Source organism: Allobosea sp., from assembly GCF_017308015.1.
GTDB lineage: Bacteria > Pseudomonadota > Alphaproteobacteria > Rhizobiales > Beijerinckiaceae > Allobosea.
In genome coordinates, this window is sequence record NZ_JAFKFW010000008.1 from 1 (window position 1) to 25385 (window position 25385).

A 25385-nucleotide genomic window follows, 5' to 3' on the forward strand; every position below is an offset into this window, starting at 1 on the left:
GTGAAGTCGATCAAGGAAGAGCTCAAGGCCCGCCTCGACGAGCTCAACCGCATGGGCCGCTTCCTGGAGGCGCAAAGGCTCGACCAGCGCTGCACCTTCGACATCGAGATGATCGAGGCCACCGGCTCCTGCAACGGCATCGAGAACTATTCGCGCTATCTCACCGGCCGCAAGCCGGGCGAGCCGCCGCCGACGCTGTTCGAATACCTGCCCGACAACGCGCTGGTCTTCACCGACGAGAGCCACGTTACCGTGCCGCAGATCGGCGGCATGTACCGGGGCGACTTCCGCCGCAAGGCGACGCTGGCCGAATACGGCTTCCGTCTGCCTTCCTGCATGGACAACCGGCCATTGCGCTTCGAGGAATGGGACGCGATGCGGCCCCAGTCGGTGCATGTCTCGGCCACGCCCGGCGGCTGGGAGATGGAGCAGACCGGCGGCGTCTTCACCGAGCAGGTCATCCGCCCGACCGGCCTGATCGACCCGCCGGTCGAGATCCGCCCCGCCAAACATCAGGTCGCGGACCTTCTGGACGAGGTCAAGGAGGTCACCGAGCGCGGCTACCGCACCCTCGTCACCGTGCTGACCAAGCGCATGGCCGAGGACCTGACCGAATACCTGCACGAGAACGGGATTCGCGTCAGGTACATGCACTCGGACATCGACACGATCGAGCGCATCGAGATTCTCCGCGACCTCAGGCTCGGCGCCTTCGACGTGCTGGTCGGCATCAACCTGCTGCGCGAGGGCCTCGACATCCCCGAATGCGGCTTCGTCGCTATTCTCGACGCCGACAAGGAGGGCTTCCTGCGCTCCGAGACCTCGCTGATCCAGACCATCGGCCGCGCCGCGCGCAATGTCGACGGCAAGGTCATCCTCTATGCCGACCACGTCACCGGCTCGATGGAGCGGGCGATGGCGGAGACTACGCGCCGCCGCGAGAAGCAGGAGGCCTATAACGCGGAACACGGCATCACGCCGCAGACGGTGAAGAAGAATATCGGCGACATCCTCGGCTCGGTCTATGAGCGCGACCATGTCACGGTCGACAAGGGGCTGGTGGCGCCGGCCTCGGGCCACAACCTCAAGGCCGCGATCGCCGATCTCGAGAAGCGCATGCGCGAGGCCGCGGCCGATCTCGAATTCGAGACGGCGGCCCGCCTGCGCGACGAGATCAAGCGTCTGCAGGCGACGGAGCTGGCGATCGCGGACGATCCGCTCGCCCGGCAGGGCGATGTCGAGGCCTCCGCCGGCAAGTACAAGGGCGAGCGCTCTTACGGCTCCAGCGCCAACCTGCCGCCGACCCGCGTCCGCAAACCCACGGACGAGGACATGGGCCCGCATAACTGGGGCGGCGGCGAGGGCAAGCCGAAAGCCGGCGAGAAGCCGAACCCGCTGCTGACGGGCACCTCACGGGTGCGCAAGCCGACCCTCGACGAGATGGGCCCGGTGCCGGAATCGCGGCCGAAGGGGGCTGGGGAGCGACGGCGGCGGAGGTAGAGAGCTATTATATATGAGCTTGCTCCCTTCGGTGAGATTTAGTTGCCTTTCTTTCCTGTGCCGACCTTCGCGACTTTCGCTTTTCGAATTAGATGTTGAGCAAATACTATTAGTTCGAGCGCCGAATCAGGGTCGTCGACCCAATTAAACTCATGTGTTACTGGATTTCGGATGCCGAGCATGGCGCCTGCGTATAGCCGATGATAGCCTTTTTGTTCGTCAATCTCTGACTGTGTTTTTCTATCTGACCAATACAAGATTGGGGCGTTCGGGCTGAACACAAGTTCCATCATCTGCGTTCCACTGAGAGAGTGTGAATCCGCTTTGGTGGCAATGTAACGATCAACCGCTTTGAACGCTTCTTGAACCGCTATGGAATAATGTCCTGAAGAAAACAGGTCCCTCGACACATCAACTATCTCTGACTCTGTAACAAGTCGCGTAAATACATTTGCGGGCTCTGCCGCTTCGGTTGTGGGCGATGGTAGGGCAAGCATCCTTGGTGCGGGCAAAGCCAACACCGAGCGAGCCAAGCCTGTTTCAAGCAAAAATTCCTGAAACTTCCTCAGATTGTCAATTATTCGAGCCGTCATAGAGGTAACGTCTCATTGCCTTGAATATCGTCTCGATCTGATCGGCCTCAGCATCTGCGCTGATGTGGATCTGAACGTTAATGTTCAATGGCATCATTCCAGATGTAGGCGGGCGGGCGGAGTGCAGATTCTCGCCGCCGTTGCTCTTGACTTCCGTTTGGGCGGATTGGGGGGCTCGTGTCGGCTTGGCCTGAGAGGATTTTTGAGGGGCGCTATTGCGCTTGGTTCCTTCTTCCCCCGTTGTGCGTGCGGCGTTTCGCGTGGGGGCTTCGTTTGGCGTGGGGCTACTCAGCAATAGATAGGTGGCGGCCTTATTTCCCGCCGCTCCCTGCCCAAGGCCTTCTCGAAGGAACCAGCTAACGACTTTCGCGCGCTCTGCTTCCCCCGGAGGGGCGATCGCAATCAGCCCTTCTGGATAAACCGCTTCGACAATCTCTTGGACAGCATCGGAGTAGCTATCGTCGAGCCGCCATTTTTGAGCAAGCGGCGTGGCCTTGTTCTCATCTGTGAGAAGGCCCACAGATTTTATCTCAGTCACATACTGCCGGGCGGCTGCCTCCTGGACGCCAAGTTGCACGCCTAGAAGACGCTCATCGATCGTCGCATTTGGAGTTTTTTGGAGGATTGCACGCAACCCCCACCAAACGGTGCTTGGGATCTGGGGGTAACGGTTCTTCTCTGCCATCCCCGACTCTCCTTGGTCTAGTGTGGATATTTTCACACGAAACCAGAAAGTCAATGAGACATAAAGATCTGATAACAAAAGATTTTGAATGGGGGGTGCGGATTCAGTGGGATTGGCCACAAAATTCGGGTGCGCCAAACGAGCCGGGTTCACGCTCATGTTTGGTGGCGGCTGCATCATCGCTATCCTCCCGCCATGACCGTCCCCTCAACCTTCGTCCATGCCTCGCGCGATCTCGAACGCTTCCTGCTCGATGCGCGCGATGAACTCGGCCATGCCACCACGCACCAGACCTGGCAGTCGGTGCTGGCCGTGCTCGTCACCTTCCGGCGGTAAACACACGCGCGGGGAACCCCTCTCCCGGATGGGAGAGGGGCAGGGGTGAGGGACCGCCGCTGATCTTTGAGCCAGAACGGCTCCGTCGCGCCTTCTGCGGCAAGGGCACACCCTCATCCGGCGCTTCGCGCCACCTTCTCCCATCCGGGAGAAGGAAAGGGTGTCGCGGTTCGGGCGCTACCTGAAAAGGCAAAGCGCGGGGAACCCCTCTCCTGGATGCGAGAGGGGTAGGGGTGAGGGACCGCCGCTGATCGTCAAGCCGCAACGGTGCCGTCGCACCTTCTGCGGCAGGGGCACACCCTCATCCGGCGCTTCGCGCCACCTTCTCCCATTCGGGAGAAGGAAGGGGCGTCGCGGTTCCCGGAATCAAGTCGCCAGCGCGTTTCGGATCGCCGCGATGACCGCATCCCGATCCCCAACGACCTCGGCATTCCGGAAGCGGATCACCGTGAAACCATGCCGCTCGATCTCGGCTGTGCGTTCCGCATCATAATCCGCCTCCCAGCCATGCTGGCGCCCATCGAGTTCGATGATCAGCCTTCGCTCGATGCAGAGGAAATCGACGGTGTAGCCGAGAAGCGGCACCTGTCGGCGGAACTTGAGGCCGTCGAGGCAGCGGTCGCGGATGAGGGACCACAGGATGTCCTCGGCTTCCGTCGCGTGCCGTCGCAGTTTTCTCGCAAATTGTCGTTGCTCAGTTGCCACGCTTGCGATGCTGCTGCCGATCGCATCCGCAATCAACCGCACACCCTCACCCCTGCCCCTCTCCCATTCGGGAGAGGGGTTCCCGCGGTTCCGCAGCTTCCCAGGATCACTCCCCGTCGAATGCCGCGTGATAGCGTACCGCGCCGGACGGCACCGCTGCGCCGAAAGCGAGGCGCATGAAGTATTCCGGCGGCACGCCCTCCAGCACCAGCGTCGGATCGTTGGCGAAGCCGAAGCGGCCGTAATAGGCGGGGTCGCCGAGCAGGACGCAGCCAGCGGCGCCCATGTCGCGCAGGCACCGCAGGCCCTCGCGGATCAGCTCCGAGCCGATGCCGCCGCGCTGCCGCCCCGGCTGCACAGAGACCGGCCCGAGCCCGAACCAGGCGCGCTCCGCCCCGTCGATCATCACCGGCGAGAAGGCGACATGGCCGACGATCTTCTCGTCTTCGACGGCGACGAGCGAGAGCGTCAGCACCCCGGCCTTGCGTAGGGCATCGACGATCGCCGCTTCGGTGCCGCTGCTATGCGGCGCCGTCGCGAAGGCCTCCGTGGTCAGGGTGCGGATGGCGTCGGCATCTGCGGGCTGTTCGGAGCGGATTTCCATGCGGGGGCTTATGCCATGCCGGTATCGCCGATGAAAACTTATCCCCGCCCGCGCGACGCATGCCTATCCTCGGCCCACCTCATCCCCGAGGGGCGGCCATCCGGAGGCAAGCTGCATGGCGGGGTGAGGGCGGCGCCCTGCGGCCGGGTTTGCACCCCGGACTCGGGAGGCTGCGGGAACCGCCCTGGGGAGATAATACGGTCCCTGCGCGAGGAGCCTCGCTAGGAGAGGCGGCGCGGCGGTTGTGAGGCGGCGGCGCGCGACGACCCGTTGAGGGAAGCTGGCGCATCCTGTCCGTCCGCGATCGTCGTTCCGCCCAACGGAAGCGCGGCCCGCAGTTTTCAAGAACGCCGGCAAGCGGAGTGCCACGGGGCGTGCGGATGGTGGCTCAATCCATCCGCGCCGCATCCTGGCTCAACGGAAGCGGCCGATACCCCGCGCCTCGCGGCGCTCCGCTGCCCCTCGCTATCGACCAGCGCCCGCGCGCGAGCCGGGCGACCGAGGACCTATGCGCTTTCGCGCAGGCGCGATGCAGGAGCGGATCATGGCGAGGTTGGACTGGCAGACGCCCGAGCAGGCGCAGTGGCAGGCGGATTACGAGGCCCGGCGGGCGCGGCAGTATCGCAGCCTGGTGGACCGGCTGGAGATCTGGTCGTTCTGCCCGCGCAAGGGCTGCCAGCGGCAGATGAGCTGCGGTAATGAGCGGCCGTCGCTCTGCCTGAGCGCCTTCTTCGTGACGATGCCCGAAGATCTCAAGCAATATGTCCGGCTCGTGGTCATCGCCCGGACCGGCGGCGCGAGCCCGGCCGAGGCCGATCGGATCGCCTGCGAGCGCATGATGGCGGTCGACGGCCGCACGCCCTTCGACGATCTCTGAGGCTAGAGCATTTTCGAGCGAAGTGGACACCGGTTCGCGTGAAGAAAATGCGTTAAATCAAGAGCCTGGAGCAATTCGGCGATTCGGAGAATTGCGGAATTGCTCTAGAAATCAGGCCGCGACGGCGAGTTCCATGTCGAGCTTGCGGATCGCCGTGCTGAGCTCGGGCTCGTCGACGATGTCGGCGGCATCGGCCAGGGTGAACCAGTGCAGGTCGCGCTGGTGCTGCTCGGCCCAGCTATCGAGCTGCTGCTCGACCTCGAGCAGGTAGAGCTTCACCTCGCAGAGCACGAAATGGTCGTTCATCCGCTTCCAGTAGGTGTAGCGCCCGGCCGGCTTCTCGCTGACGCGGCCGACGACGCCGGCCTCCTCATAGGCCTCGCGCGCGGCGGCGTCGCGGTCCTTGAGGCCCTTGATCGGCCAGCCCTTGGGCACGATCCAGCGGCGCGTGGTGCGCGAGGTCACGAGCAGGATTTCGATCGAGCCGTCGGCAGCCAGGCGGATCGGCATGGCGGCGATCTGCGACCGCTTCTCCCCCGGTTTCCGCTTGGCCTTCTTCATCGACGCTGGATGCCCCCTCCGCATCGGGCCGGAAAGTGGAACGCACCTTCCCGGGGAGCCCGATGCCGGATCTACGAGCCGGATCGCCGCTTCGCGTTCGTTCGGACGCTCTGACGATCCAGCGGCTGCACATTTGCCCGGTCCCGAATCACAGATGTTCGCCGGAACGAATAAATATTGCATCGATCCGGAAAAATGGAAGAGGCGTTCCGCCGAATCGCATCAGCCCTTCGCAATGCGCATGTCTTCCGGCTTTGCCAGCCGCAGCAGCAGCCAGCCGCAGAGGCCGGAGAGCAGCGAGCCGGCGAGCACGCCGATCTTGGTCTGGTCCTGCAGCGCTTCCGAAGCGGGGAAGGCGAGCAGCCCGATGAACAGGCTCATGGTGAAGCCGATGCCGCAGAGCAGCGCGATGCCGTAGAATTGCGCCCAGGAGGCGCGGGCCGGCAGGTCGGCGAGGCCGGCGCGGATCGCCAGCCAGCCGAAGCCGAAGACGCCGATCTGCTTGCCCAGGAACAGCCCGAGCATGATGCCGAGCGGCACGGTCTGGCCGAGCGTCGACAGTCCCAGCCCGGCGAAGGAGACGCCGGCATTGGCGAAGCCGAAGATCGGGATGATCAGGAAGGCGACATACGGATGCAGCGCATGCTCCAGCCGGTGCAGCGGCGAGACGGTGCTGTCGGGCTTGGCCGGGGAGGGTGTGAGCGGAATCGTCAGCGCCAGCGCGACGCCGGCAAGCGTCGCATGCACGCCGGATTTCAGGGTGAAGTACCAGAGCGCCGCACCGAGCAGGAGATAGGGCGCCAGCCTGACCACGCCGAGACGGTTCAGCGCGACGAGCGCGACGAGCGCCGCTGCGGCAAGCCCGAGATGCAGGCCTGACAGTTCGGCCGTGTAGAAGATCGCGATGATGATGACCGCGCCGAGATCGTCGAGGATCGCCAGGGCCGTCAGGAAGATCTTGAGCGAGGCCGGCACGCGCGAACCCAGCAGCGAGAGCACGCCGAGCGCGAAGGCGATGTCGGTCGCGGCGGGGATGGCCCAGCCGCGCAACGTCTCGGGCGAGCCGAGATTGAAGCCGACATAGACCAGCGCCGGGGCGACCATGCCGCCGAGCGCGGCGAAACCGGGCAACGCCCGGCGCGCCCAGCTCGAAAGCTGTCCGTCGAGCATCTCGCGCTTGATCTCGAGTCCGACCAGCAGGAAGAACACCGCCATCAGCGCGTCGTTGATCCAGTGCAGGACCGACAGCCCGAGCACATAGCTCTTCAGGACGCCGAAATAGAGCGGTGCCGCCGGCGAGTTGGCGACGACGAGGGCAAGCGCCGCGACCGCCATCAGGACGATGCCGCCCGCTGCTTCGCCGCGCAGGAAGTCCCGCAAGGCGGAAAGGGGTTTCGTCCGGGTTGCGGGTGCGGCCATCAAGCTCTCCTTCGTCAGTCAGACGCGGAGAGATACGACAGGCCGCCGCCGATGACCAAGTTTGCCGATGCCGCAGGCGGCCTCAGGACTTCTTGCCGTCCTTGTCGAACTGCTTGAGGAAAGCGGTCAGGTCCTTGATTTCCTTCTCGCTCTTGATACCTGCGAAAATCATCTTGGTGCCGGGTATCTTGGCTCTCGGGTCCTTGATGTACTCGGCGAAGGTGGCCTCGTCCCAGGTCAGGCCGGAATTCTTGTTGGCGTTCGAGTAGCTGTAGCCTTCGACCGCGCCGGAATGCCGGCCGATCAGGCCATTGAGTTCCGGGCCGACGAGATTGCGCGCGCCCTCGCCGACCTGATGACAGGCCCGGCATTTGGCGAAGGAGCGCTCGCCGGCCGAGATGTCCTGTGCCGTGGCGGGCTGGGCGAGGACCGGGAGAAGCAGGACGAGGCTGGAGAGGATGGCTCGCATGATCACGTCTTTCGACTTGGAGGCATTCTCAGCTTAGCGCCGAGCCGGCGGGCTTTGTCATGAGCCATTTTGCCGCGCGTCGCGCTGTCCGTCGCGCCGGCTTCGGCTCAGAGTTCGCCGATCCACTCCGCCACGGTCGCGGTGAAGGCATCGGGCCGCGAGACCGGGAAGAGATGCCCGCCGGTTTCCATGATCGCCCGGCGGCAGCCGGGCAGGGCGGCGGCGAGCTCTTCCTGATGGTAGACGGGCACGACCATGTCGTCGCGCGTGCCGAGGACGAGGACCGGCATCATCAGCGAGTCGATATCGGCCGTGCCGTCGAAGGAGAGCAATGCGTCGAGGCGTTCGCGCGCCACCGTCCGGGCATGTTCGCTGACGGGCGCGGCCTCGATGGCGGCGTCGTAGACATGCCAGTTCGCCTCGATCCAGCGCGGCTGGTAACCGCTCAGCACGGAGGTCGCGGCATAGGCATGGGGGTCGCAGCCGAGGATGGCGCGCCGGGTGCCGAAGACGGCGTTAAGGTAGCGGCCGGCCTTGAGCCAGCTCGCGCTCAGGATCAGGCCGTCGAGCCGGCCGGGCGCCTGCTTGGCGATCGCCTGCGCGATGCAGCCGCCGGTGGAGTGACCGAGCACAACGGCCCGCGAGATTCCGGCCGCGTCAAGGACGGCGAGGCTGTCCTGCGCGAGCTGGTCGATCGAGCATGCTGCCTCGCCCCGCGTGCTCGCGCCGATGCCGCGCTGGTCGAAGCGGATGACCTGGAAGGAGCGCGAGAGCGTCGCGGCGATGTCGCTCCAGAAGGCGGCGCTGCCGCTGAGGCCGCTGACGAGCAGCAGCGGTTGGCCGTGGCCTTCCCTGAAGGCGTGCAGCGTCGCTCCATCTGGCGTCTCGATCCTGAAATCGACGATGTCCGTGGTGGCCGTCATGCGTCACCTCGCGGATGGGGATGTCGGATGCCGTGCCGCCCGCGCATGATTCCGTCCATGGCCCCATCCTCCCTGCAATAGTGGGTCGCCCGCCCGATCGCTCGGTCTTGACTGGCCGATGAGATCGCTTCGTGGCAGGATGGCGTATCGTAACCGCCCCCGCCATGGCTTGAGTGCAGGGGGCGCAATGTTCTTGACGCAGATCAAATAGACCAAAGACTAATTGGCCTGCGTTTGGCGCATGCCTTTGTGCGCGGTGCGGCGGGCTGCCGGCATGTGCCGTGCCCGGTCACGGGTTCAGGACGGGGTCAGGCCTTCGCTGAGGGCATAGGGCGCGAGCACGTCGCGGATGTCGCGCTCGACGCGGGGCGTCAGCAGCGCGCGGGTGACCACGGCCCGCAGGTGGTGGTCCATCAGGTCGGCGGCCCGGGCGGCATCGCCGGCTCGCAGCGCATCGATCAGCTGCCTGTGCTCGGAGACGGCGCATTCGCTCGAGTGCGGGCGTCCGTAGATGGCCAGGATCAGCGAGCAGCGCGACGAGGCTTCCTGCACATAGCGCAAGAGGAGCGCATTGCCGGTCATGTTCGCGAGCTTGATGTGGAACTCGCCGGAGAGACGGATCGATTCCGGCCCGTCCTGCTCGTGCGCCTTCTCCTCCTGGTGGACATGGGCTTCCAGTTCGGCGACCTGGGCCGGCGTTATGCGGCCGGCAAGGCTCTCGGCCACCAGCCGTTCGAGACCGCGTCGGACTTCGAAGACGTCGCGGGCCTCCTCCAGCGTTGGATAGGCCACCGAAGCGCCGCGATTGGGCTTGAGCTCGACGAGGCCCTCGACGGCGAGGCGGCCGAAAGCTTCGCGAACCAGAGTGCGGCTGACGCCGAGCTGCTCGCCGATGGAATCCTCGGGCAGCTTCATGCCGGGCTTCAGCGCCTGCTCGATGATCGCCCGCCGCAGAGCCCGGTAGACGGATTCGGCGCGCAGAACCGGGGTTCGCTTCTCGCCCATCGTGGTTGTCCCTCGTGCTGGAACGGTCTTGTCCGGGGGCGTCAATGTCACGATGGCGGGCTCCGCGCCAGTTTCCACTTGTCTTCAATAATCGCATACAATACCGTTCCAATATCGTATGCAAGTATGTCGAATAATCGCACACGAGAATGGCGCGCAAAGCGCCGCGTGCATAACGGGACGGCAGAAAGCGATCGAGGTTCGGTGCGGCACACGGGCGCGCCGATGAAAAAGGGGAGAAGTCGATGAAGAAGGCCTGGTTGCTGGCGGCCGTCGCTGCCTTTGCGCTCACCGGCGCGGCGGAAGCCAAGACGCTGAAATGGGGTGCGGCGCGCGAGATCGCCTCGCTCGACCCTTATTCCTATGGCGAGACCTTCACGCTCGCCGTGCTGAACCATGTCTATGAGGGTCTCGTCCGCTATACCGGCGATCTCAAGATCGAACCGGCTCTGGCCGAATCCTGGGAGACGGTGTCGCCGACTGTCTGGCGCTTCAAGCTGCGCCAGGGGGTGAAGTTCCACAACGGCAATCCCTTCACCGCCGATGACGTGATCGCCTCGCTGGCTCGCGTCACCCATGAGACCTCGCCGCTCAAGGGCAATCTGCCGGCCTACAAGAGCTCGAAGAAGATCGACGACTACACGATCGAGCTCGAGGTCAACGGCCCTTACCCGCTGCTGCTGAACGACCTCACCAACATCTTCATCTTCGACAAGGAGTGGATGGAGGCGAACAATTCGCTGCTTCCGACCGATTCCGGCAAGGGCGTGAAGGGCTATGCCACCGACAACGCCAACGGCACCGGCCCGTTCAAGGTCGAGAGCCGCCGCGCCGATTCCAGGACGGTCTTCGTCAAGAACGCGGCCTGGTGGGACAAGCCCATGCACAATATCGACGTGATCGAGTTCTCGCCGATCACCTCGGCCTCGACCCGCGTCGCGGCGCTGCTCTCCGGCGAGATCGACTACACCAATGTCGCTCCGCTGCAGGATCTGCCGCGTCTCGCTGCCTCGCCGGACGTCAAGGTGCTGCAGACCAACGAGCTGCGCTCGGTCTTCTTCGCCCTCAATCTCGGCGACAAGCTGGTCGAGAGCGACGTCAAGGACAAGAACCCCTTCAAGGACATCCGTGTCCGTGAGGCGCTCTATCGCGCCATCGACATCGACGCGGTGCACAAGCGTGCGATGCGCGGGCTGTCGCGCAATACCGGCGCGCTCGTCGCCCCGGCGATTCCCGGCTACGAGCCGTCCCAGGACGAGCGTCTGCCCTTCGACTTGCCCGGTGCCAAGAAGCTCCTGGCCGATGCCGGCTATCCGAACGGCTTCTCATTCCAGATCAATTGCCAGAGCGACTCGCTCGTCAACGAGGAGGAGTTCTGTCAGGCGATCGCAGCGATGTGGTCGCGCGCCGGATTGAAGCCCAATCTCAGCATGGCCCCGCGCAGCCAGCAGACCCCGAAGCGCGTCAAGGGTGACTTCGACGTCATCTCATTCGGCTGGGCCAATGAGCCGATGATCGATGCCTACTCGCTGCTGGTACAGGTGCTGCACTCCAAGAACGGCACGAGCGGCGTCTTCAACTGGGGCAACTGGGGCGATCCGCGGATCGACGCGCTGATCGACAAGGCCGGCGTCGAGCTCGATACGCCCAAGCGCATCGAGATGATGAAAGAGGCGCTCAAGATCGCCAAGCAGGAGCAGCTCTTCATCCCGCTGCACCAGCAGCCGATGGCCTGGGCGATGCGCTCGACCGTCGTCTCGACGGTGCAGGCCTCGGACAACAAGCCGCGGCTCTGGCTGACCGTGATGAAGTGAGGCTGAAGCGGTTCTGCCGTCATGGCCGGGCTTGACCCCCGGCCATCTCGGAAACCAGCGCCTCTTCTCCTGAAGTTCCCGGGTCTCCGCGTGACGAGGCCCGGGAATGACGCCGGAACGCAGGAGTTCCCATGCCGGCCTTTCTCCTCAAGCGACTATTCAACGCCGCCGGCGTGATGCTGGCGGTGGCCTTTCTCGCCTTCCTGACCTTCCGCTTCGTCGGCGACCCCGTGGAGCTGATGCTGAACGAGCAGGCGAGTCAGCAGCAGCGCGACGAACTGCGCGTCCGCCTCGGCCTCGACAAGGGTTTCGTCCTGCAATACGCGACCTTCGTCGGCAATGCCGCGCGCGGCGATTTCGGGATCTCCTACCGCAACCAGCAGGACGTCTTCACGCTGATCTCGGAGCGCTTCCCGGCGACCTTCGAGCTGGTGCTGGTCGCGACCTTCCTGTCGCTCGCCGTGGGGATTCCGCTCGGCGTCTACACCGCGATCCGACGCGACAGCTTTCCCGCCAAGATGCTGCAATTCGTCTCGGTGCTCGGGGTCTCGCTGCCGAGCTTCGCGCTGGGCATTCTCTTCATCCTGATCTTCTCGGTGACACTGCAATGGCTGCCGGCCTTCGGGCGCGGCGAGGTCGTGCAGATCGGCTGGTGGAGCACGGGCCTGCTCACCGCGTCGGGCCGCAAGGCGCTGATCCTGCCCGGCATCACGCTCTCGCTCTTCCAGATCACGCTGGTGATGCGTCTCGTCCGCGCCGAGATGCTGGAGACGATGCGGACAGACTTCATCCGCTTCGCCCGGGCCCGTGGCCTGCCGTCCCGAGCCGTCCATTTCGGCCATGCTTTGCGCAACTGCCTGATGCCGGTCATCACCGTCACCGGCCTGCAGATCGGTAATCTCATCGCCTTCGCGCTGGTCACGGAGACGGTGTTCCAGTGGCCGGGCATGGGCATGCTCTTCGTCCAGGCCGTGACCTTCGTCGATATCCCGGTAATGGCGGCCTATCTGATCGTCGTTTCCTTCATCTTCGTCACGCTCAACACGCTCGTCGACCTGACCTATGCCTGGGTCGACCCGCGCCTGCGCGAGGACGCGCTCACGGGAGGCGCAAATGCCCGCTGACGCCGTGAAGAAACCCGGCCGCCTGCGCCGCTTCCTCGACAGCGATATCGGCTGGAGCTTCTGCCACACACCGGTCGCCTGGCTTTCGGCGCTGGTGCTGGCGCTGCTCGTCCTGAGCGCGCTCTTCGCCCCGCTGGTCGCGCCGCAGAACCCCTACGATCTCACGCAGATCTTCATCGACAAGGCCGAGATCCCGCCGATCTGGCAATCCGGCGGTGAATGGCCCTTCCTGCTCGGCACCGATCCTCAAGGGCGCGACGTGCTCTCGGCCATCCTCTACGGCTCGCGCATCTCGCTGATCATCGGCTTCGCGGCGGTGATGGTCTCGATGCTGATCGGCGTTTCGATCGGGCTCACCGCCGGCTTCTATGGCGGGCGCGTCGACAACCTGCTGATGCGACTCGGCGATACCGTACTCTCGATTCCGACCTTGCTGATGGCGATCCTGGTCTCCGCGATCTTCCGCGAGATGCTGCCGCCGGCCCTGCGCGAGCCCTTCTCCGCCGTGGTGCTGGTGCTCTCGATCGCGCTGACGAGCTGGGTGCAATATGCCCGCACCGTGCGCGCGCTGACCATGGTCGAGCGCCGCAAGGAATACGTGCTCGCCGCCCGCATCATCAAGGTGCCGGCGACGCGGATCATGGGGCGCCATATCCTGCCCAACACGATGACGCCGGTGCTGGTTTCGGCCACGCTCAATCTCGGCCTCGCCATCCTCTCGGAGGCGACGCTCTCCTTCCTCGGCGTCGGCATGCCGATCACCCAGCCCTCGCTCGGCACATTGATCCGCATCGGCAACCAGTACCTGTTCTCCGGCTCCTGGTGGCTCGTCGTCTTCCCCTCGCTGCAGCTCGGCCTGATCGTGCTTTCGGTCAACCTGCTCGGCGACTGGCTGCGCGATGCGCTGAACCCGAAGCTGCGCTGACCATCACCAGAAACCACGAGGATATGCCTGCGATGACCACCTCTCTCCTGATCCGCAATGTCAGGCCGCATGCGGGGCCGGCTCTCGATATCCTCATCGAGAATGGCCGCATCGCCCGGATGGCGAAGGACATCGCCGCTCCCGCCGGCGTGACGGTCGAGGACGGCCGCGGCGAGATCGCGATCCCCGGCCTGGTCGAGGCCCATGCGCATCTCGACAAGAGCCTCTGGGGGCAACCCTGGTACGTCAACAAGGTCGGTCCGAAGCTGCTCGACAAGATCGACAACGAGCGCCTGAGCAAGAAGCGCCTCGATCTCGATCCTGCCCGCCAGTCTGCGCGCCAGACCGTCCAGTCCTCGATGATGGGCTCGACCCATACCCGCAGCCATGTCGATGTCGATACCGATCACGGCCTCTGGGGCGTGGAGGGCGTCATGAAGACCCGCGAGGAGTACGCGGACATCATGGACATCGAGCTCGTCGCCTTCCCGCAATCGGGCCTGCTGCGCCGGCCGGGCACGCTGGAACTGATGCATGAGGCAATGAAGGCCGGCTGCGAGATCGTCGGCGGCCTCGACCCCTGCGCCATCGACCGTGATCCCAAGGGCCATCTCGATGCGATCTTCGGGCTCTGCCAGACCTATGGCCGGCCGCTCGACATCCACCTGCACGAGCCCGGCGAGATGGGACTGTTCTCGCTCGACCTGATCATCGAGCGCACCCGCGCGCTCGGCATGAAGGGCAAGGTCACCATCAGTCATGCCTTCTGCCTGGGCACCGCGCCGGAACTGGTAGACCCTGTGATTCCGCAACTCGCCGCCCTCGATATCGCGATCATGACGACGGCGCCCGCCCGCAACACCGCGCCGGCCGTCAAGAAGCTGCTCGATGCCGGTATCCGCGTCTGCTCGGGCTCGGACGGCATCCGCGACACCTGGGGTCCCTATGGCAATGCCGACATGGTCGAGCGCGCCATGTTCATCGGCCTGCGCAATAATTTCCGCCGCGACGACGAGGTCGAGCTCGGCTTGCATGTCTGCACGACCGGCGGCGCTGAGGTGATGGAGATCGCCGATTACGGCCTCGCCGAGGGCAAGATCGCCGATCTCGTGATCATGCCCGGCCAGAGCCTGACGGATATCGTCGTGACCCGCTCGCCCAAGCGCCGCGTGATCAAGCGCGGCAAGATCGTCGCCCGTGACGGCGTTTCCGTGAGGACTGCCCCGTGAGCCTGGAAGCCAAGAAGCGGCCCGAAGGCCGCGTCCTGATGACCGCGCGCTGGGTGGTCGGCCACAAGGACGGCCGCCATCGCCTCTATGAGAACGGCGAGGTCGTGTTCGAGAACGGCGAGGTTGTCTTCGTCGGCCACGGTTTTCCGGGCGAAGTCGCCCGCCGGATCGACTACGGCCATGCCCTGATCGGGCCGGGCTTCGTCGATTGCGATGCGCTCTCGGATCTCGACACCACCATCCTCGGCTATGACAACCAGCCGGCCTGGAAGAAGGGCCGCGTCTGGCCGCGCAGCTATCTCGAGGCCGGTCCCTACGAGATGTACACGCGCGAGGAACTGGCCTTCCAGAAGCGCTATGCCTTCTCGCAGCTCATCCGCAACGGCATCACGACCGCGCTGCCGATCGCCTCGTTGTTCTACCGCGCCTGGGGCGAGACGGTGCAGGAATTCGAGGACGCCGCGGCGGCCGCCGCCGATCTCGGCATGCGCGCCTATCTCGGCCCGGCCTACCGCACCGGCAACCAGGTCGTCGAAAGCGACGGGCGCGTTGTCACCTATTACGAGGAGGAGCGCGGCCTCGCCGAGCTCGATGCTGCCATCGACTTCGCCCGGCGCCACGAGGGGCAGGCCGGCGGCCTGATCCGCGCGATGTTCGCGCCCGACCGTATCGAGACCTCGACGGCCGAGCTCCTGCGCCGCACGGCGGCCGCCTCGCGCGAGCTCGACATCCCCGTCCGGCTGCATTGCTGCCAGTCGAAGATCGAATACGACCTCGTCCTCGCCCAGCACGGCATGAGCCCGCCGGAATGGCTGGAAAGCCTCGGCTTCCTCAACGAGCGCTGCCTGCTGCCGCATGGCACCGTCGTCTCCGGCAGCCGCCTGATCGACCGCCCCGGCCGCGACCTCGAGATCATCCGCGATTCCGGCGCGAGCATCGTGCATTGCCCGCTGGTCTCGGGCCGGCACGGCAACAGCATCAACCATTTCGGCAGCTATCGCGCCATGGGCCTGAACATCGCCATGGGTACCGATACCGCGCCGCCCGACATGGTGATGAACATGCAGACCGGCATGATCCTCTCCCGCACCATGGCCGGCAATGTCGGCGCGGTGCGCTCCGAAGATTATTACGACGCCGCCACCATTGGCGGTGCGGATGCGCTGCAGCGCCCCGATCTCGGCCGTCTCCAGCCGGGCTCCCGCGCAGACATCACGGTCTTCGAATTCGACCGGCCGCATAGCGGGCAGGTCATCGACCCCATCCAGACGATGATGCTGACCGGCCATGGCCGTGATTTCGCGACCGTGGTGATCGACGGCCGCTTCGTCATGGAGAACCGGGCGATCCCCGGCCAGGACGAGGTCGCCGACAACATCCGCGCCCAGAAGCAGTTCGAGGGCGTGATGGCGCGCTATCCCGAGCGCACCTTGGGTCACCCGCCGATGAGCGAAATCTTCTCGTCGAGCTACGCGATCGAACGCAGCGAGGCCTCTGCATGACCGCACCCGCCGCCCAGCCTCTCCTGTCCGTCCGCGACCTGCGCATCGTCTTCGATGGCCGCCACGGCCCGTTGACCGCGCTGGACGGCGTCTCCTTCGACATCGCGCCCGGCGAGATTCTCGGCATGGTCGGCGAGTCCGGGGCGGGCAAGTCCCTCACCGGCACGGCGGTGATCGGCCTGCTCGATCCGCCGGGGCGCATCGCCGGCGGCGAGATCCATCTCTCCGGCCAGCGCATCGACAACCTGCCGGCCGAGCAGATGCGCAAGCTGCGCGGCCGGCGCATCGGCGCGATCTTCCAGGACCCGCTGACCTCGCTGCACCCATTGCTCAAGGTCGGCGACCAGCTCGTCGAGACCATCCTGACCCATCTGCCGGTCAGCCGGGCGGAAGCCCGCAAACGCGCGCTCGATCTGCTCAAGGAGGTCGGCATCCCCGCCGCCGAGACGCGGATCGACCATTTCCCGCACCAGTTCTCCGGCGGCATGCGCCAGCGTGTCGTCATCGCGCTCGCGCTCTGCGCCGAGCCTTCGCTGATCATCGCCGACGAGCCGACGACGGCGCTCGACGTCTCGATCCAGGCGCAGATCACCACGCTCCTGAAGCGGCTTTGCCGCGAGCACGGCACCGCGATCATGCTGGTCACCCACGACATGGGCGTCATCGCCGAGACGGCCGATAGGGTCGCGGTGATGTATGCCGGTCGCATCGTCGAGATCGGCCCGGTCGAGGAGGTGACGCGCCGGCCGAGCCATCCCTACACGGCCGGCCTCATGGCCTCGATCCCGAGCGTCCATGTCCGCCACGAACATCTCAACCAGATCGACGGCGCCATGCCGCGTCTCAATGCCATTCCGCCGGGCTGCGCCTTCAATCCGCGCTGCGATCGGGCGGAGGACTTCTGCCGCGAGCACAAACCCGGCCTGCCCATCTTGGGGCATGCTGCTGCCTGCCATTTCCCTCTGAAGGAAGCGGCCTATGCGTGACCAGGCACCGACGCTCGCTCCCGCCCGAGCCGCAGGCGGCGACATCATCCTCGATGTCGCGGCGGCCTGCTGTCGCTTCGATGTCTCGGCGCCCACGCTCACGCGCCTGTTCTCACATGAGCCGCGCCGTATTCTGCGCGCGGTCGAGAACGTCTCCTTCACGGTCAGGCGCGGCACCACCTTCAGCATCGTCGGCGAGTCCGGCTGCGGGAAGTCCACGCTGGCGCGCATGGTCGTCGGCCTGCAGCGGCCGACCGAGGGCCAACTGAGCTTCCGCGACATCCGCCGCGCCGGCGGCACGAGCGGCCCGCCGCGCGTGCAGATGATCTTCCAGGACCCTTATGCCTCGCTCAATCCGCGCTGGCGCGTCGGCGACATCATCGCCGAGCCGATCCGCGAGCTGAAGCTCAGGTCCGACGAGGCTGCAGTCCAGCAGCGCGTCGGCGATCTGCTGGAGGTGGTCGGTCTCTCACGCACCGATTCGAGCCGCTATCCGCATGCCTTCTCCGGCGGCCAGCGCCAGCGCATCTCGATCGCGCGTGCGCTCGCGACAGAGGCCGATTTTCTCGTCTGCGACGAGCCGACCTCGGCGCTCGACGTCTCCGTGCAGGCGCAGATCCTCAACCTGATGGTCCGGCTGCAGAAGGAATTCGGGCTGACCTATCTTTTCATCAGCCATAACCTCTCGGTGGTTCGGCACATGTCGGACGATCTCGCGATCATGTATCTCGGGCGTTTCGTCGAGGCGGGTCCCGCCGAGCAGGTCTTCACCCGGCCGCAGCACCCCTATACCCGCCTGCTGCTCGACACGATCCCCGATGTCGAGCGTCCGAACCGGGAGCGTCGGCCGATGTCCGGCGAGGTGCCGAGCCCGATCAGCCCGCCGGCCGGCTGCACCTTCAACCCGCGCTGCTCGCAAGCGGCTGACCGCTGCCGCGTCGAGCGGCCGGAGCTGCGGCAACTGGGTGGCGTCGAAGTGTCCTGCCACTTCGCCTGAGCGTCAGCGGACCAGCGTCGCTTCCAGCGTGATCGGCGCCTTGAACAGCTTCGAGACCGGGCATCCGGCCTTGGCCTTGCCGGCCAGAGACTCGAAGGTCGCCTGGTCGGCGCCGGGCACCTTGCCCTTCAGCGTCAGATGGATCGCGGTGATCGCGTAGCCATCATCGAGCTTGTCGAGCGTCACGCGCGCCGTCGTGTCGAGTGTATCGGCCTTGAGATCAGCCTCGCCCAGGATCAGCGAGAGCGCCATGGTGAAGCAGGCGGCATGCGCCGCGCCGATCAGCTCCTCGGGATTGCTGCCGGGCTTGCCTTCGAAGCGGCTGGAAAAGCCGTAAGGATAGGCGTCGAGCGCCTTGGTCTCGGTCGAGATCGTGCCCTTGCCGTCCTTGATGCCGCCTTCCCAATGGGCCGAGCCGCTCTTGTTGATCGCCATCGTCTGTCTCCCGTTCTGGTTGGGGTCGGTGCTCTGGGGCTGGAAAGCTCCTCTCTGACAACGGGGCTGTGCCGGTTGGGTTCACCGGCACGTGATCGTGACGGGCAGACGGACAGCGGTTGCCGTAAGGTCATGGTCTAGGCGCGGGAGGTTGCCATGACCGCATTCAATGCCGTTCGTTTCAAGGTAAAGCCGGGGCTGGAAACCGCATTCCTCGAGGCCCATCGCAATGTCCCCGTAGACTGGCCGGGCCTGCGGCACGCCAACATCATCGCGGCCGGCGAGGGGCGCTATTGCATCATCGCCGAATGGGACAGCATGGACGCGATGGCCGCGGCCCGGCCGCAGATGATCGCCACGCTCAACGGCTTCCGTCACACGCTCGATGATCTCGGCGGCGGGCTTGGCGTCACCGATCCGATTGCCGGATCGGTCGCCTTGTCGCTGAAGTAGGGCGCGAGCGGCTGGCGCATGCAGAGCGCGGCTCCTGCCGCTCGACAGCGCTAGCCTCCACGCCGCGGCCTGATCCGCGGCAGCGCGTGCCGCAGCAGGGGCGGGAGGTTCTCGGGGCGATCGGCGAAGGCTGCGAGGAAATCCTCGCGCATGCGCCCCGTCCAGAACTGGTTGATATGGTCGGCGACAGAAGCCGCCGCCTCCGCCTCCGGATAGGCCTTGAAGAAATCCGCGATCTGCCCGGCCATGCGCCGGAGCTTCTCGACGTTTTCCGCGTGGTGATCGATGGTCAGGCCGGCCTCCGTCATTGCGCGATGGTCTCGGCTTCGGGCGCGAGCGCCCCGGTGAAGACGATGCAGCCGTCGCGCCGCGCGACGGCGGCGAGCGTGAGGCCGAGATGCCGTGCCCGTTCGATCGCGAGCGAGGTCGGCGCCGAGATCGCGACCAGCGTGCCGGCGCCGAAGATCGCCGCCTTCTCGACCATCTCGAAGGAGGCGCGGCTGGTGACGAGCAGGAAGCCGTCGCTCGCATCGGCCCCGGCGCGGAGCCGCGCGCCGATCAGCTTGTCGAGCGCGTTATGGCGGCCGACATCCTCGCGCGCCGCCAGGATCGCGCCCGAGGCATCGCACCAGGCGGCGCCATGGACGGCGCGGGTGAGCCGGTTGAGCGGCTGGTGCTTGTCGAGCGCCGCAAGTGCGGTCTCCACCGCCGAGGCCGGCACGGCGCGCGAGGCCCGCATCGCCGCATCGGCCATCGGAATTTCCTCGATGGTCTCGACGCCGCAAAGTCCGCAGGAGGTCCGCCCCGAGAGATTTCGCCGCCGCGCCAGATGCTCGCGGAAACGGCCCGGTGCGAGCTCGACCGTGACGATGACGCCCTCGTCCTTCGGCTCGACTGTGACGTTACGGATCTCGTCCGCGCCGCGCACGATGCCTTCGGTCAGGCTGAAGCCGGTGACGAAATCCTCCAGATCCGACGGGCTCGCCATCATCACCGCATAGGGCATGTTGCCGTAGACGATGTTGATCGGCGTCTCGACCGCGACCTCGATCTCGCGCGCGCCCTCCGGCACCGCGCCGAAACGCAGCGGCTCGGCGGCGACGGCGGCCGAGGCCGGCGGCTGGGCAGGCGGGTTATTCCGCGGCATCGGGCAGGCGCTCCGCAATCCGGCGCAAGGTCACGTCCTCCTCGAAATTCTTCTCCTGCCAGGCGGAATAAGCATTGGTGCGGCGAACCTCGACGGCGGTCACCTTGTATTCCGGGCAGTTCGTCGCCCAGTCCGAATAGTCGGTGGTGATGACGTTGGCGCCGGTCTTGGCATGGTGGAAGGTCGTATAGACCACGCCCGGCTGCATCCGCTCCGAAATCACCGCCTTCAGCGCGATATCGCCTGAGCGGCTGGCGAGCGCGACGAGGTCGCCGTCGCGGATGCCGCGGCTTTCGGCGTCGAAGGGGTGGATCTCCAGCACGTCCTCGTCATGCCAGGCACCGTTCTCGGTGCGCCGCGTCTGCGCGCCGACATTGTATTGCGAGAGGATGCGGCCCGTGGTGAGCAGCAGCGGAAAGCGCGGCCCGGTTCGCTCGTCGGTCGGCACATATTCGGTGAGCATGAACCGGCCCTTGCCGCGCACGAAGCGGTCGACATGCATCAGCGGCGTGCCTTCCGGCGCCTTGTCGTTGCAGGGCCACTGCACCGAGCCGAGCGCGTCGAGCTTCTCATAGGACACACCCGCGAAGGTCGGCGTCAGCCGGGCGATCTCTTCCATGATCTCGCTGGGGTGGCCATACGCCATCTCGTAACCCAGTGCCCGCGCCAGTTCGATCGTGACCTGCCATTCGTCCTTGCCGGAAAGCGGCGCCATCACCTTCCGCACGCGGTTGATGCGTCGCTCGGCGTTGGTGAAGGTGCCGTCCTTCTCCAGGAAGGAGGCGCCCGGCAGGAAGACATGAGCGTATTTCGCCGTCTCGTTCAGGAAGATGTCCTGGATGACGACGCATTCCATCGCGGCGAGGCCGGCCGTGACATGCTGGGTGTTGGGGTCGGACTGGGCGATGTCCTCGCCCTGGATGTAGAGGCCCCTGAAGGCGCCCTCGGTCGCCTCGTCCAGCATGTTGTTGATGCGCAGGCCTTGCTCCGGGTCGAGCGGCACGCCCCACAGCGTTTCGAAGACCTGCCGCGTCGCGTCGTCGGCCACGTGGCGATAGCCCGAGAACTCGTGCGGGAAGGAGCCCATGTCGCAGGAGCCCTGGACATTGTTCTGCCCGCGCAGCGGATTGATGCCGACGCCGTCGCGCCCGATATTGCCGGTGGCCATGGCGAGATTGGCCATCGCCATCACCGTGGTCGAGCCCTGGCTGTGCTCGGTGACGCCGAGGCCGTAATAGATCGCGCCGTTGCCACCGGTGGCATAGAGCCGCGCCGCGGCCCGGACATCGGCCGCCGGCACGCCGGTATATGGCTCGCTCGCCTCAGGCGAATTCTCCTCGCGGGCGACGAAGCGGGCCCAGTGTTCGAAATCGCCGAGATCGCAGCGCTCACGCACATAGGCCTCGTCGATCAGCCCTTCGGTAACGACGACATGGCTGAGCGCATTGAGCAGCGCGACATTGGTGCCGGGCCTGAGCGGCAGATGATAATCCGCCTTCACATGCGGCGACTGCACCATGTCGATCCGGCGGGGATCGGCGACGATCAGGCGGGCGCCCTCGCGGATGCGCTTCTTCATCCGCGAGGCGAAGACCGGGTGCCCGTCGGTCGGGTTGGCGCCGATGATCAGGATCACGTCGGATTTGGCGACCGATTTGAAGTCCTGCGTGCCGGCCGATGTGCCGAGCGTCGTTCTGAGACCATAGCCGGTCGGCGAATGGCAGACGCGGGCGCAGGTATCGACATTGTTGTTGCGGAAGGCGGCGCGCACCAGCTTCTGGACGAGGAAAACCTCCTCGTTGGTGCAGCGCGACGAGGTGATGGCGCCGACCGCTTCACGGCCGTACTTGGCCTGGATGCGCTTGAACTCGCTGGCCGCGTAAGTGATCGCCTCTTCCCATGACACCTCGCGCCACGGGTCCGTGATCTTCGCGCGGATCATCGGCTTGGTCATGCGGTCCTTGTGGGTCGCATAGCCCCAGGCGAAGCGGCCCTTCACGCAGGAATGGCCCTCGTTCGCCTTGCCGTCCTTGTAGGGCACCATGCGGATGACGCGGTCGCCCTGCATCTCGGCCTTGAACGAGCAGCCGACGCCGCAATAGGCGCAGGTCGTGACCACCGAATGCTCGGGCTGGCCATGCTCGATGACCTCGTTCTCCATCAGCGTCGCCGTCGGGCAGGCCTGCACGCAGGCGCCGCAGGAGACGCATTCCGAGCCGAGGAAATCGGTCGGGCCCGCCGCGACGCGGGACTCGAAGCCGCGGCCGGTGATCGTCAGCGCGAAGGTGCCCTGCACCTCCTCGCAGGCCCGCACGCAGCGATTGCAGACGATGCATTTCGAGGGGTCGTAGGTGAAGTAGGGGTTGGAGGTATCCTGCGCGAGCCAGTTCTCGTTGACCGTGCCGCCCTTTCCCTTGGCGAAGACGTGGTTTTCGCCGTCGTAGCCGTAGCGCACCTCGCGCAGGCCCACGGCGCCGGCCATGTCCTGCAATTCGCAGTCGCCATTGGCCGAACAGGTCAGGCAGTCCAGCGGGTGGTCGGAGATATAGAGTTCCATCACGCCCTTGCGTAAGGACGAGAGGTTCTCCGACTGGGTGCGCACGACCATGCCCTCTTCGGCCGGCGTGGTGCAGGAAGCCGGCGTGCCACGCCGCCCCTCGATCTCGACAAGGCAGAGCCGGCAGGAGCCGAAGGGTTCGAGCGAGTCGGTGGCGCAGAGCTTCGGAATGGCCGTTCCCATGCTCATCGCCGCCGCCATCACCGAGGTGCCGGCCGGCACCGTGACGCTCCGGCCGTCGATGGTCAGCGTCACCGACTTCTCGGAGAGACGGATCGGCGTGCCGTAGTCGATTTCCTTGATCAGTGCCATCCCAGCCTCCTCACTCGGCTGCCAGCGGCAGCGGAGGACGGTCGAAATCCTCGGGGAAATGGTTGAGCGCACTCAGCACCGGCATGGGGGTCAGTCCGCCCATGGCGCAGAGCGAGGCGTCGGTCATCAGCTTCGAAAGGTCGCGCAGCACGGCGATGTTCTTCGGCCGTTCGGTGCCGGTGATGATGCGGTCCATCACCTCGACGCCGCGCGTCGCGCCGATGCGACAGGGTGTGCACTTGCCGCAGGATTCCTTGGCGCAGAATTCGAAGGCGAAGCGCGCCTGCCTGGCCATGTCGACGCTGTCGTCGAACACCACGATGCCGCCATGGCCGAGCATTGCGCGCATCGCCGCAAGCGCCTCGTAATCCATCTGCACATCGAGCTGTCCGGCCGTCAGGTACGCGCCGAGCGGCCCGCCGACCTGCACGGCCCGGATCGGCCGCCCCGAGAGCGTACCGCCGCCCATGTCCTCGATGATCTCGCGGAGCGTGATGCCGAAGGCGAGTTCGATCAGCCCGCCGCGCTTGACATTGCCGCCGAGCTGGACCGGCAGTGTGCCGCGCGAACGGCCCATGCCGTAATCGGCATAGGCCCGCGCGCCATGATCCAGAATCCACGGCACCGCGGCGAAGGAGAGCACGTTGTTGACGATGGTCGGCTTGCCGAACAGGCCCTGCAAGGCCGGAAGCGGCGGCTTGGCCCGGACGATGGCGCGCTTGCCTTCGAGGCTTTCGAGCAGCGAGGTCTCTTCGCCGCAGATATAGGCGCCGGCGCCGAGCCGCACTTCCAGATGGAAGGCGTGGCTCGAACCCATCACCGAGGCACCGATCATTCCGGCCGCTTCGGCCTTCAGGATCGCGCGCTGCAGCATGCGATGGGCATGCGGATATTCGGAGCGCAGGTAGATATAGCCGCGCGTCGCGCCGACCGCGATCGCCGCGATCGCCATGCCCTCGATGGTGAGATAGGGGTCGCCTTCGAACAGCATGCGGTCGGCGAAGGTGCCGCTGTCGCCCTCGTCGGCGTTGCAGACGATATACTTCTGCTCGGCTTTCGCGTCGTGGACCGTCTTCCATTTGATGCCGGTCGGGAAGCCGGCGCCGCCGCGGCCGCGCAGGCCCGACGCCTTCACCGCCTCGACGATCTCGCCGCCGGTCAGGGCCAGCGCCTTCTCCAAGCCCTTGAAGCCGCCATGGGCGCGGTAATCGGAGATCGAGAGCGGGTCGATGACGCCGACGCGTTCGAAGGTGAGGCGCTGCTGGCGCTTCATCCAGTCGAGTTCTTCGGTCTTGCCGAGGCGCAAGGGATGCGCGCCGCCCGAGGCAAAGCCGGCATCGAACAGCGAGGGCACATCCCTCGCCGCGACCGGGCCATAGGCGATGCGCCCCTCGGCCGTCTCGACCTCGACCAGCGGCTCCAGCCAGAGCATGCCGCGCGAGCCGTTGCGGACGATCTCGACGGCAAGCCCGCGTGCCGCGGCCTCGCTGGCGATGGCCTGCGCGACGGCTTCCGCGCCGACCGACAGGGCGGCGGCATCGATGGGGACGAAGATGCGAACCGGGGCGGCGCTCATGAATGCGCCCTTCCGTGCTTGCAGAGTCCGGCGATGCGGGCGGCATCGACGCGCCCGATCAATTCGCCATCGACCAGGGCCGACGGCCCGAGCGCGCAATTGCCGAGACAATACACCGTTTCAACACGGGCGTCGCCGACCTGATCTCCGTCGACTGCGATGCCATGGGTGCGCGCAAGCTCGACGACGACGCTCTCGCAGCCCAGCGCCTGGCAGGCCTCGGCCCGGCAGAGCTTGATCGTGCGGGCCGGCTGCGGGGTCGTCTTGAAATCGTGATAGAACGAGATCGCGCCATGGATTTCGGCGCGCGACAGGTTCAGCGCCTCCGCGATCAAAGGCACGGCCTCGGGATCGACATAGCCGAATTCATCCTGAAGGGCGTGCAGTATCGGCAGCGTGGCGCCCTCCAGATGCACCAGCCCGGCAATGATCAGGCGGGCGCTGTCCTCGCTCCAGGCGGAATATTCAGCCATCGTTCCTCCAGGGCCCCGGTTTGCCGGGCGCATTTCAGGCGAGCAGACGGCAAGTTTGGAACGTTTTCAAATCGTTTGTTTCGACCGGTTGATAGTTGCAGGCTATCAATCTCTGAGAGTGACGCGCCAGCGCCTGGAGCGCGCGGCATTTCGTGGAGAACCGCGGCTACCCCGGGGC

Annotated in this window: 26 protein-coding genes; 11 read left to right on the forward strand and 15 right to left on the reverse strand. The window is 65.8% G+C overall.

Annotated elements, in window-relative coordinates:
• Positions 1 to 1500: helicase-related protein (locus J0I42_RS08690; protein WP_291654433.1), on the forward strand; the 1500-nt coding region annotated here is incomplete at its 5' end.
• Positions 1501 to 1538: 38 nt separating this feature from the next.
• Here J0I42_RS08690 and J0I42_RS08695 read toward each other — a convergent pair.
• Entirely contained in the window at positions 1539 to 2093 is a 555-nt protein-coding gene (locus J0I42_RS08695) for a TIGR02391 family protein (RefSeq protein ID WP_291654434.1), read from the reverse strand.
• Positions 2074 to 2958: a hypothetical protein gene (locus J0I42_RS08700; protein WP_291654435.1), complete on the reverse strand. Its 885-nt coding sequence runs from the start codon at positions 2956 to 2958 to the stop codon at positions 2074 to 2076. The genes J0I42_RS08695 and J0I42_RS08700 overlap by 20 nt, the downstream gene beginning before the upstream one ends.
• A 15-nt stretch (positions 2959 to 2973) precedes the next feature.
• Between J0I42_RS08700 and J0I42_RS08705 the strand changes: the two genes are divergently transcribed.
• Entirely contained in the window at positions 2974 to 3114 is a 141-nt protein-coding gene (locus J0I42_RS08705; protein WP_291654436.1) for a DUF2267 domain-containing protein, read from the forward strand.
• A 366-nt stretch (positions 3115 to 3480) separates the two neighbouring features.
• Here the strand turns inward: J0I42_RS08705 and J0I42_RS08710 are convergent, their stop codons facing one another.
• Together J0I42_RS08710 and J0I42_RS08715 are read right to left on the reverse strand one after the other, a co-directional pair.
• Complete coding sequence (locus tag J0I42_RS08710; RefSeq protein ID WP_291654437.1) at positions 3481 to 3819, reverse strand: endonuclease domain-containing protein; 339 nt, start codon at positions 3817 to 3819, stop codon at positions 3481 to 3483.
• 106 nt (positions 3820 to 3925) lie between these two features.
• Positions 3926 to 4423 carry a GNAT family N-acetyltransferase gene (locus J0I42_RS08715; RefSeq protein WP_291654438.1) on the reverse strand — a complete coding sequence of 166 codons (498 nt, stop codon included), beginning with the start codon at positions 4421 to 4423 and terminating at the stop codon, positions 3926 to 3928.
• Positions 4424 to 4967: 544 nt separating this feature from the next.
• Here J0I42_RS08715 and J0I42_RS08720 point away from each other — a divergent pair.
• Positions 4968 to 5300, forward strand: coding sequence for a hypothetical protein (locus J0I42_RS08720; RefSeq protein ID WP_291654439.1), 333 nt, complete (start codon positions 4968 to 4970; stop codon positions 5298 to 5300).
• A gap of 111 nt (positions 5301 to 5411) precedes the next feature.
• Here the strand turns inward: J0I42_RS08720 and J0I42_RS08725 are convergent, their stop codons facing one another.
• The 5 genes from J0I42_RS08725 to J0I42_RS08745 all read right to left on the reverse strand — a co-directional run bounded on the left by J0I42_RS08725 (position 5412) and on the right by J0I42_RS08745 (position 9677).
• The gene (locus J0I42_RS08725; RefSeq protein ID WP_291654440.1) at positions 5412 to 5861 is read right to left on the reverse strand and encodes an NUDIX hydrolase; all 450 of its coding nucleotides are present in this window, start codon (positions 5859 to 5861) and stop codon (positions 5412 to 5414) included.
• A 222-nt stretch (positions 5862 to 6083) separates the two neighbouring features.
• Entirely contained in the window at positions 6084 to 7280 is a 1197-nt protein-coding gene (gene nhaA, locus J0I42_RS08730) for a Na+/H+ antiporter NhaA (RefSeq protein ID WP_291654441.1), read from the reverse strand.
• Positions 7281 to 7362: 82 nt separating this feature from the next.
• Positions 7363 to 7749 (reverse strand): c-type cytochrome, encoded by a 387-nt coding sequence (locus J0I42_RS08735; protein WP_291654442.1) that lies wholly within the window; start codon positions 7747 to 7749, stop codon positions 7363 to 7365.
• A gap of 107 nt (positions 7750 to 7856) precedes the next feature.
• The gene (locus J0I42_RS08740) at positions 7857 to 8672 is read right to left on the reverse strand and encodes an alpha/beta fold hydrolase (protein WP_291654443.1); all 816 of its coding nucleotides are present in this window, start codon (positions 8670 to 8672) and stop codon (positions 7857 to 7859) included.
• 297 nt (positions 8673 to 8969) lie between these two features.
• Positions 8970 to 9677 (reverse strand): GntR family transcriptional regulator, encoded by a 708-nt coding sequence (locus J0I42_RS08745; protein ID WP_291654585.1) that lies wholly within the window; start codon positions 9675 to 9677, stop codon positions 8970 to 8972.
• 245 nt (positions 9678 to 9922) lie between these two features.
• On the opposite strand from J0I42_RS08745, the gene J0I42_RS08750 reads away from it, so the two are divergent.
• The 7 genes from J0I42_RS08750 (at position 9923) to J0I42_RS08780 (ending at position 18254) form a co-directional block, all read left to right on the forward strand.
• Complete coding sequence (locus J0I42_RS08750; RefSeq protein WP_291654444.1) at positions 9923 to 11491, forward strand: ABC transporter substrate-binding protein; 1569 nt, start codon at positions 9923 to 9925, stop codon at positions 11489 to 11491.
• A gap of 131 nt (positions 11492 to 11622) precedes the next feature.
• A complete protein-coding gene (locus J0I42_RS08755; RefSeq protein WP_291654445.1) occupies positions 11623 to 12615 on the forward strand; it encodes an ABC transporter permease in 993 nt (330 codons plus the stop codon).
• Positions 12605 to 13540 (forward strand): ABC transporter permease, encoded by a 936-nt coding sequence (locus J0I42_RS08760; protein ID WP_291654446.1) that lies wholly within the window; start codon positions 12605 to 12607, stop codon positions 13538 to 13540. The genes J0I42_RS08755 and J0I42_RS08760 overlap by 11 nt, the downstream gene beginning before the upstream one ends.
• A gap of 32 nt (positions 13541 to 13572) precedes the next feature.
• The gene (locus J0I42_RS08765; RefSeq protein WP_291654447.1) at positions 13573 to 14769 is read left to right on the forward strand and encodes an amidohydrolase family protein; all 1197 of its coding nucleotides are present in this window, start codon (positions 13573 to 13575) and stop codon (positions 14767 to 14769) included.
• Between the two features lie 38 nt (positions 14770 to 14807).
• The gene (locus J0I42_RS08770) at positions 14808 to 16271 is read left to right on the forward strand and encodes an amidohydrolase family protein (protein ID WP_291654586.1); all 1464 of its coding nucleotides are present in this window, start codon (positions 14808 to 14810) and stop codon (positions 16269 to 16271) included.
• The gene (locus J0I42_RS08775; protein WP_291654448.1) at positions 16268 to 17257 is read left to right on the forward strand and encodes an ABC transporter ATP-binding protein; all 990 of its coding nucleotides are present in this window, start codon (positions 16268 to 16270) and stop codon (positions 17255 to 17257) included. Before J0I42_RS08770 ends, J0I42_RS08775 begins: the two co-directional genes overlap by 4 nt.
• Positions 17250 to 18254: an ABC transporter ATP-binding protein gene (locus J0I42_RS08780; protein WP_291654449.1), complete on the forward strand. Its 1005-nt coding sequence runs from the start codon at positions 17250 to 17252 to the stop codon at positions 18252 to 18254. The genes J0I42_RS08775 and J0I42_RS08780 overlap by 8 nt, the downstream gene beginning before the upstream one ends.
• A gap of 3 nt (positions 18255 to 18257) precedes the next feature.
• On the opposite strand, the gene J0I42_RS08785 is transcribed toward J0I42_RS08780, so the two are convergent.
• Entirely contained in the window at positions 18258 to 18689 is a 432-nt protein-coding gene (locus J0I42_RS08785; protein WP_291654450.1) for an OsmC family protein, read from the reverse strand.
• A gap of 156 nt (positions 18690 to 18845) precedes the next feature.
• Here J0I42_RS08785 and J0I42_RS08790 point away from each other — a divergent pair, with 156 nt between their 5' ends.
• On the forward strand, positions 18846 to 19142 hold the full coding sequence (locus J0I42_RS08790) for an antibiotic biosynthesis monooxygenase (RefSeq protein ID WP_291654451.1): 297 nt from the start codon (positions 18846 to 18848) through the stop codon (positions 19140 to 19142).
• Positions 19143 to 19192: 50 nt separating this feature from the next.
• On the opposite strand, the gene J0I42_RS08795 is transcribed toward J0I42_RS08790, so the two are convergent.
• Genes J0I42_RS08795 through J0I42_RS08815 form a run of 5 tightly spaced genes read right to left on the reverse strand, consistent with a single transcriptional unit; the run spans position 19193 to position 25207 of the window.
• The gene (locus tag J0I42_RS08795) at positions 19193 to 19450 is read right to left on the reverse strand and encodes a formate dehydrogenase subunit delta (protein ID WP_291654452.1); all 258 of its coding nucleotides are present in this window, start codon (positions 19448 to 19450) and stop codon (positions 19193 to 19195) included.
• On the reverse strand, positions 19447 to 20289 hold the full coding sequence (fdhD, locus tag J0I42_RS08800) for a formate dehydrogenase accessory sulfurtransferase FdhD (protein WP_291654453.1): 843 nt from the start codon (positions 20287 to 20289) through the stop codon (positions 19447 to 19449). Before fdhD ends, J0I42_RS08795 begins: the two co-directional genes overlap by 4 nt.
• A complete protein-coding gene (gene fdhF / locus J0I42_RS08805; RefSeq protein ID WP_291654454.1) occupies positions 20276 to 23158 on the reverse strand; it encodes a formate dehydrogenase subunit alpha in 2883 nt (960 codons plus the stop codon). Before fdhF ends, fdhD begins: the two co-directional genes overlap by 14 nt.
• A 10-nt stretch (positions 23159 to 23168) precedes the next feature.
• Positions 23169 to 24734 carry a formate dehydrogenase beta subunit gene (locus J0I42_RS08810; protein WP_291654455.1) on the reverse strand — a complete coding sequence of 522 codons (1566 nt, stop codon included), beginning with the start codon at positions 24732 to 24734 and terminating at the stop codon, positions 23169 to 23171.
• The gene (locus tag J0I42_RS08815) at positions 24731 to 25207 is read right to left on the reverse strand and encodes an NAD(P)H-dependent oxidoreductase subunit E (RefSeq protein ID WP_291654456.1); all 477 of its coding nucleotides are present in this window, start codon (positions 25205 to 25207) and stop codon (positions 24731 to 24733) included. The genes J0I42_RS08810 and J0I42_RS08815 overlap by 4 nt, the downstream gene beginning before the upstream one ends.
• Positions 25208 to 25385: the final 178 nt, after the last annotated feature.

Bases quoted from the DNA above. Each gene is read 5' to 3' on its own strand.
- J0I42_RS08760 (WP_291654446.1), top strand. From the start codon at position 12,605: ATGCCCGCTGACGCCGTGAAGAAACCCGGCCGCCTGCGCCGCTTCCTC.
- J0I42_RS08750 (WP_291654444.1), top strand. From the start codon at position 9,923: ATGAAGAAGGCCTGGTTGCTGGCGGCCGTCGCTGCCTTTGCGCTCACC.
- J0I42_RS08740 (WP_291654443.1), bottom strand. From the start codon at position 8,672: ATGACGGCCACCACGGACATCGTCGATTTCAGGATCGAGACGCCAGAT.
- J0I42_RS08745 (WP_291654585.1), bottom strand. From the start codon at position 9,677: ATGGGCGAGAAGCGAACCCCGGTTCTGCGCGCCGAATCCGTCTACCGG.
- J0I42_RS08735 (WP_291654442.1), bottom strand. From the start codon at position 7,749: ATGCGAGCCATCCTCTCCAGCCTCGTCCTGCTTCTCCCGGTCCTCGCC.
- J0I42_RS08785 (WP_291654450.1), bottom strand. From the start codon at position 18,689: ATGGCGATCAACAAGAGCGGCTCGGCCCATTGGGAAGGCGGCATCAAG.
- J0I42_RS08725 (WP_291654440.1), bottom strand. From the start codon at position 5,861: ATGAAGAAGGCCAAGCGGAAACCGGGGGAGAAGCGGTCGCAGATCGCC.
- J0I42_RS08720 (WP_291654439.1), top strand. From the start codon at position 4,968: ATGGCGAGGTTGGACTGGCAGACGCCCGAGCAGGCGCAGTGGCAGGCG.
- J0I42_RS08700 (WP_291654435.1), bottom strand. From the start codon at position 2,958: ATGATGCAGCCGCCACCAAACATGAGCGTGAACCCGGCTCGTTTGGCG.
- J0I42_RS08815 (WP_291654456.1), bottom strand. From the start codon at position 25,207: ATGGCTGAATATTCCGCCTGGAGCGAGGACAGCGCCCGCCTGATCATT.
- J0I42_RS08715 (WP_291654438.1), bottom strand. From the start codon at position 4,423: ATGGAAATCCGCTCCGAACAGCCCGCAGATGCCGACGCCATCCGCACC.
- J0I42_RS08755 (WP_291654445.1), top strand. From the start codon at position 11,623: ATGCCGGCCTTTCTCCTCAAGCGACTATTCAACGCCGCCGGCGTGATG.
- nhaA (WP_291654441.1), bottom strand. From the start codon at position 7,280: ATGGCCGCACCCGCAACCCGGACGAAACCCCTTTCCGCCTTGCGGGAC.
- J0I42_RS08775 (WP_291654448.1), top strand. From the start codon at position 16,268: ATGACCGCACCCGCCGCCCAGCCTCTCCTGTCCGTCCGCGACCTGCGC.
- J0I42_RS08695 (WP_291654434.1), bottom strand. From the start codon at position 2,093: ATGACGGCTCGAATAATTGACAATCTGAGGAAGTTTCAGGAATTTTTG.
- J0I42_RS08705 (WP_291654436.1), top strand. From the start codon at position 2,974: ATGACCGTCCCCTCAACCTTCGTCCATGCCTCGCGCGATCTCGAACGC.
- fdhF (WP_291654454.1), bottom strand. From the start codon at position 23,158: ATGGCACTGATCAAGGAAATCGACTACGGCACGCCGATCCGTCTCTCC.
- J0I42_RS08810 (WP_291654455.1), bottom strand. From the start codon at position 24,734: ATGAGCGCCGCCCCGGTTCGCATCTTCGTCCCCATCGATGCCGCCGCC.
- J0I42_RS08795 (WP_291654452.1), bottom strand. From the start codon at position 19,450: ATGACGGAGGCCGGCCTGACCATCGATCACCACGCGGAAAACGTCGAG.
- J0I42_RS08780 (WP_291654449.1), top strand. From the start codon at position 17,250: ATGCGTGACCAGGCACCGACGCTCGCTCCCGCCCGAGCCGCAGGCGGC.
- J0I42_RS08765 (WP_291654447.1), top strand. From the start codon at position 13,573: ATGACCACCTCTCTCCTGATCCGCAATGTCAGGCCGCATGCGGGGCCG.
- fdhD (WP_291654453.1), bottom strand. From the start codon at position 20,289: ATGCCGCGGAATAACCCGCCTGCCCAGCCGCCGGCCTCGGCCGCCGTC.
- J0I42_RS08790 (WP_291654451.1), top strand. From the start codon at position 18,846: ATGACCGCATTCAATGCCGTTCGTTTCAAGGTAAAGCCGGGGCTGGAA.
- J0I42_RS08770 (WP_291654586.1), top strand. From the start codon at position 14,808: ATGACCGCGCGCTGGGTGGTCGGCCACAAGGACGGCCGCCATCGCCTC.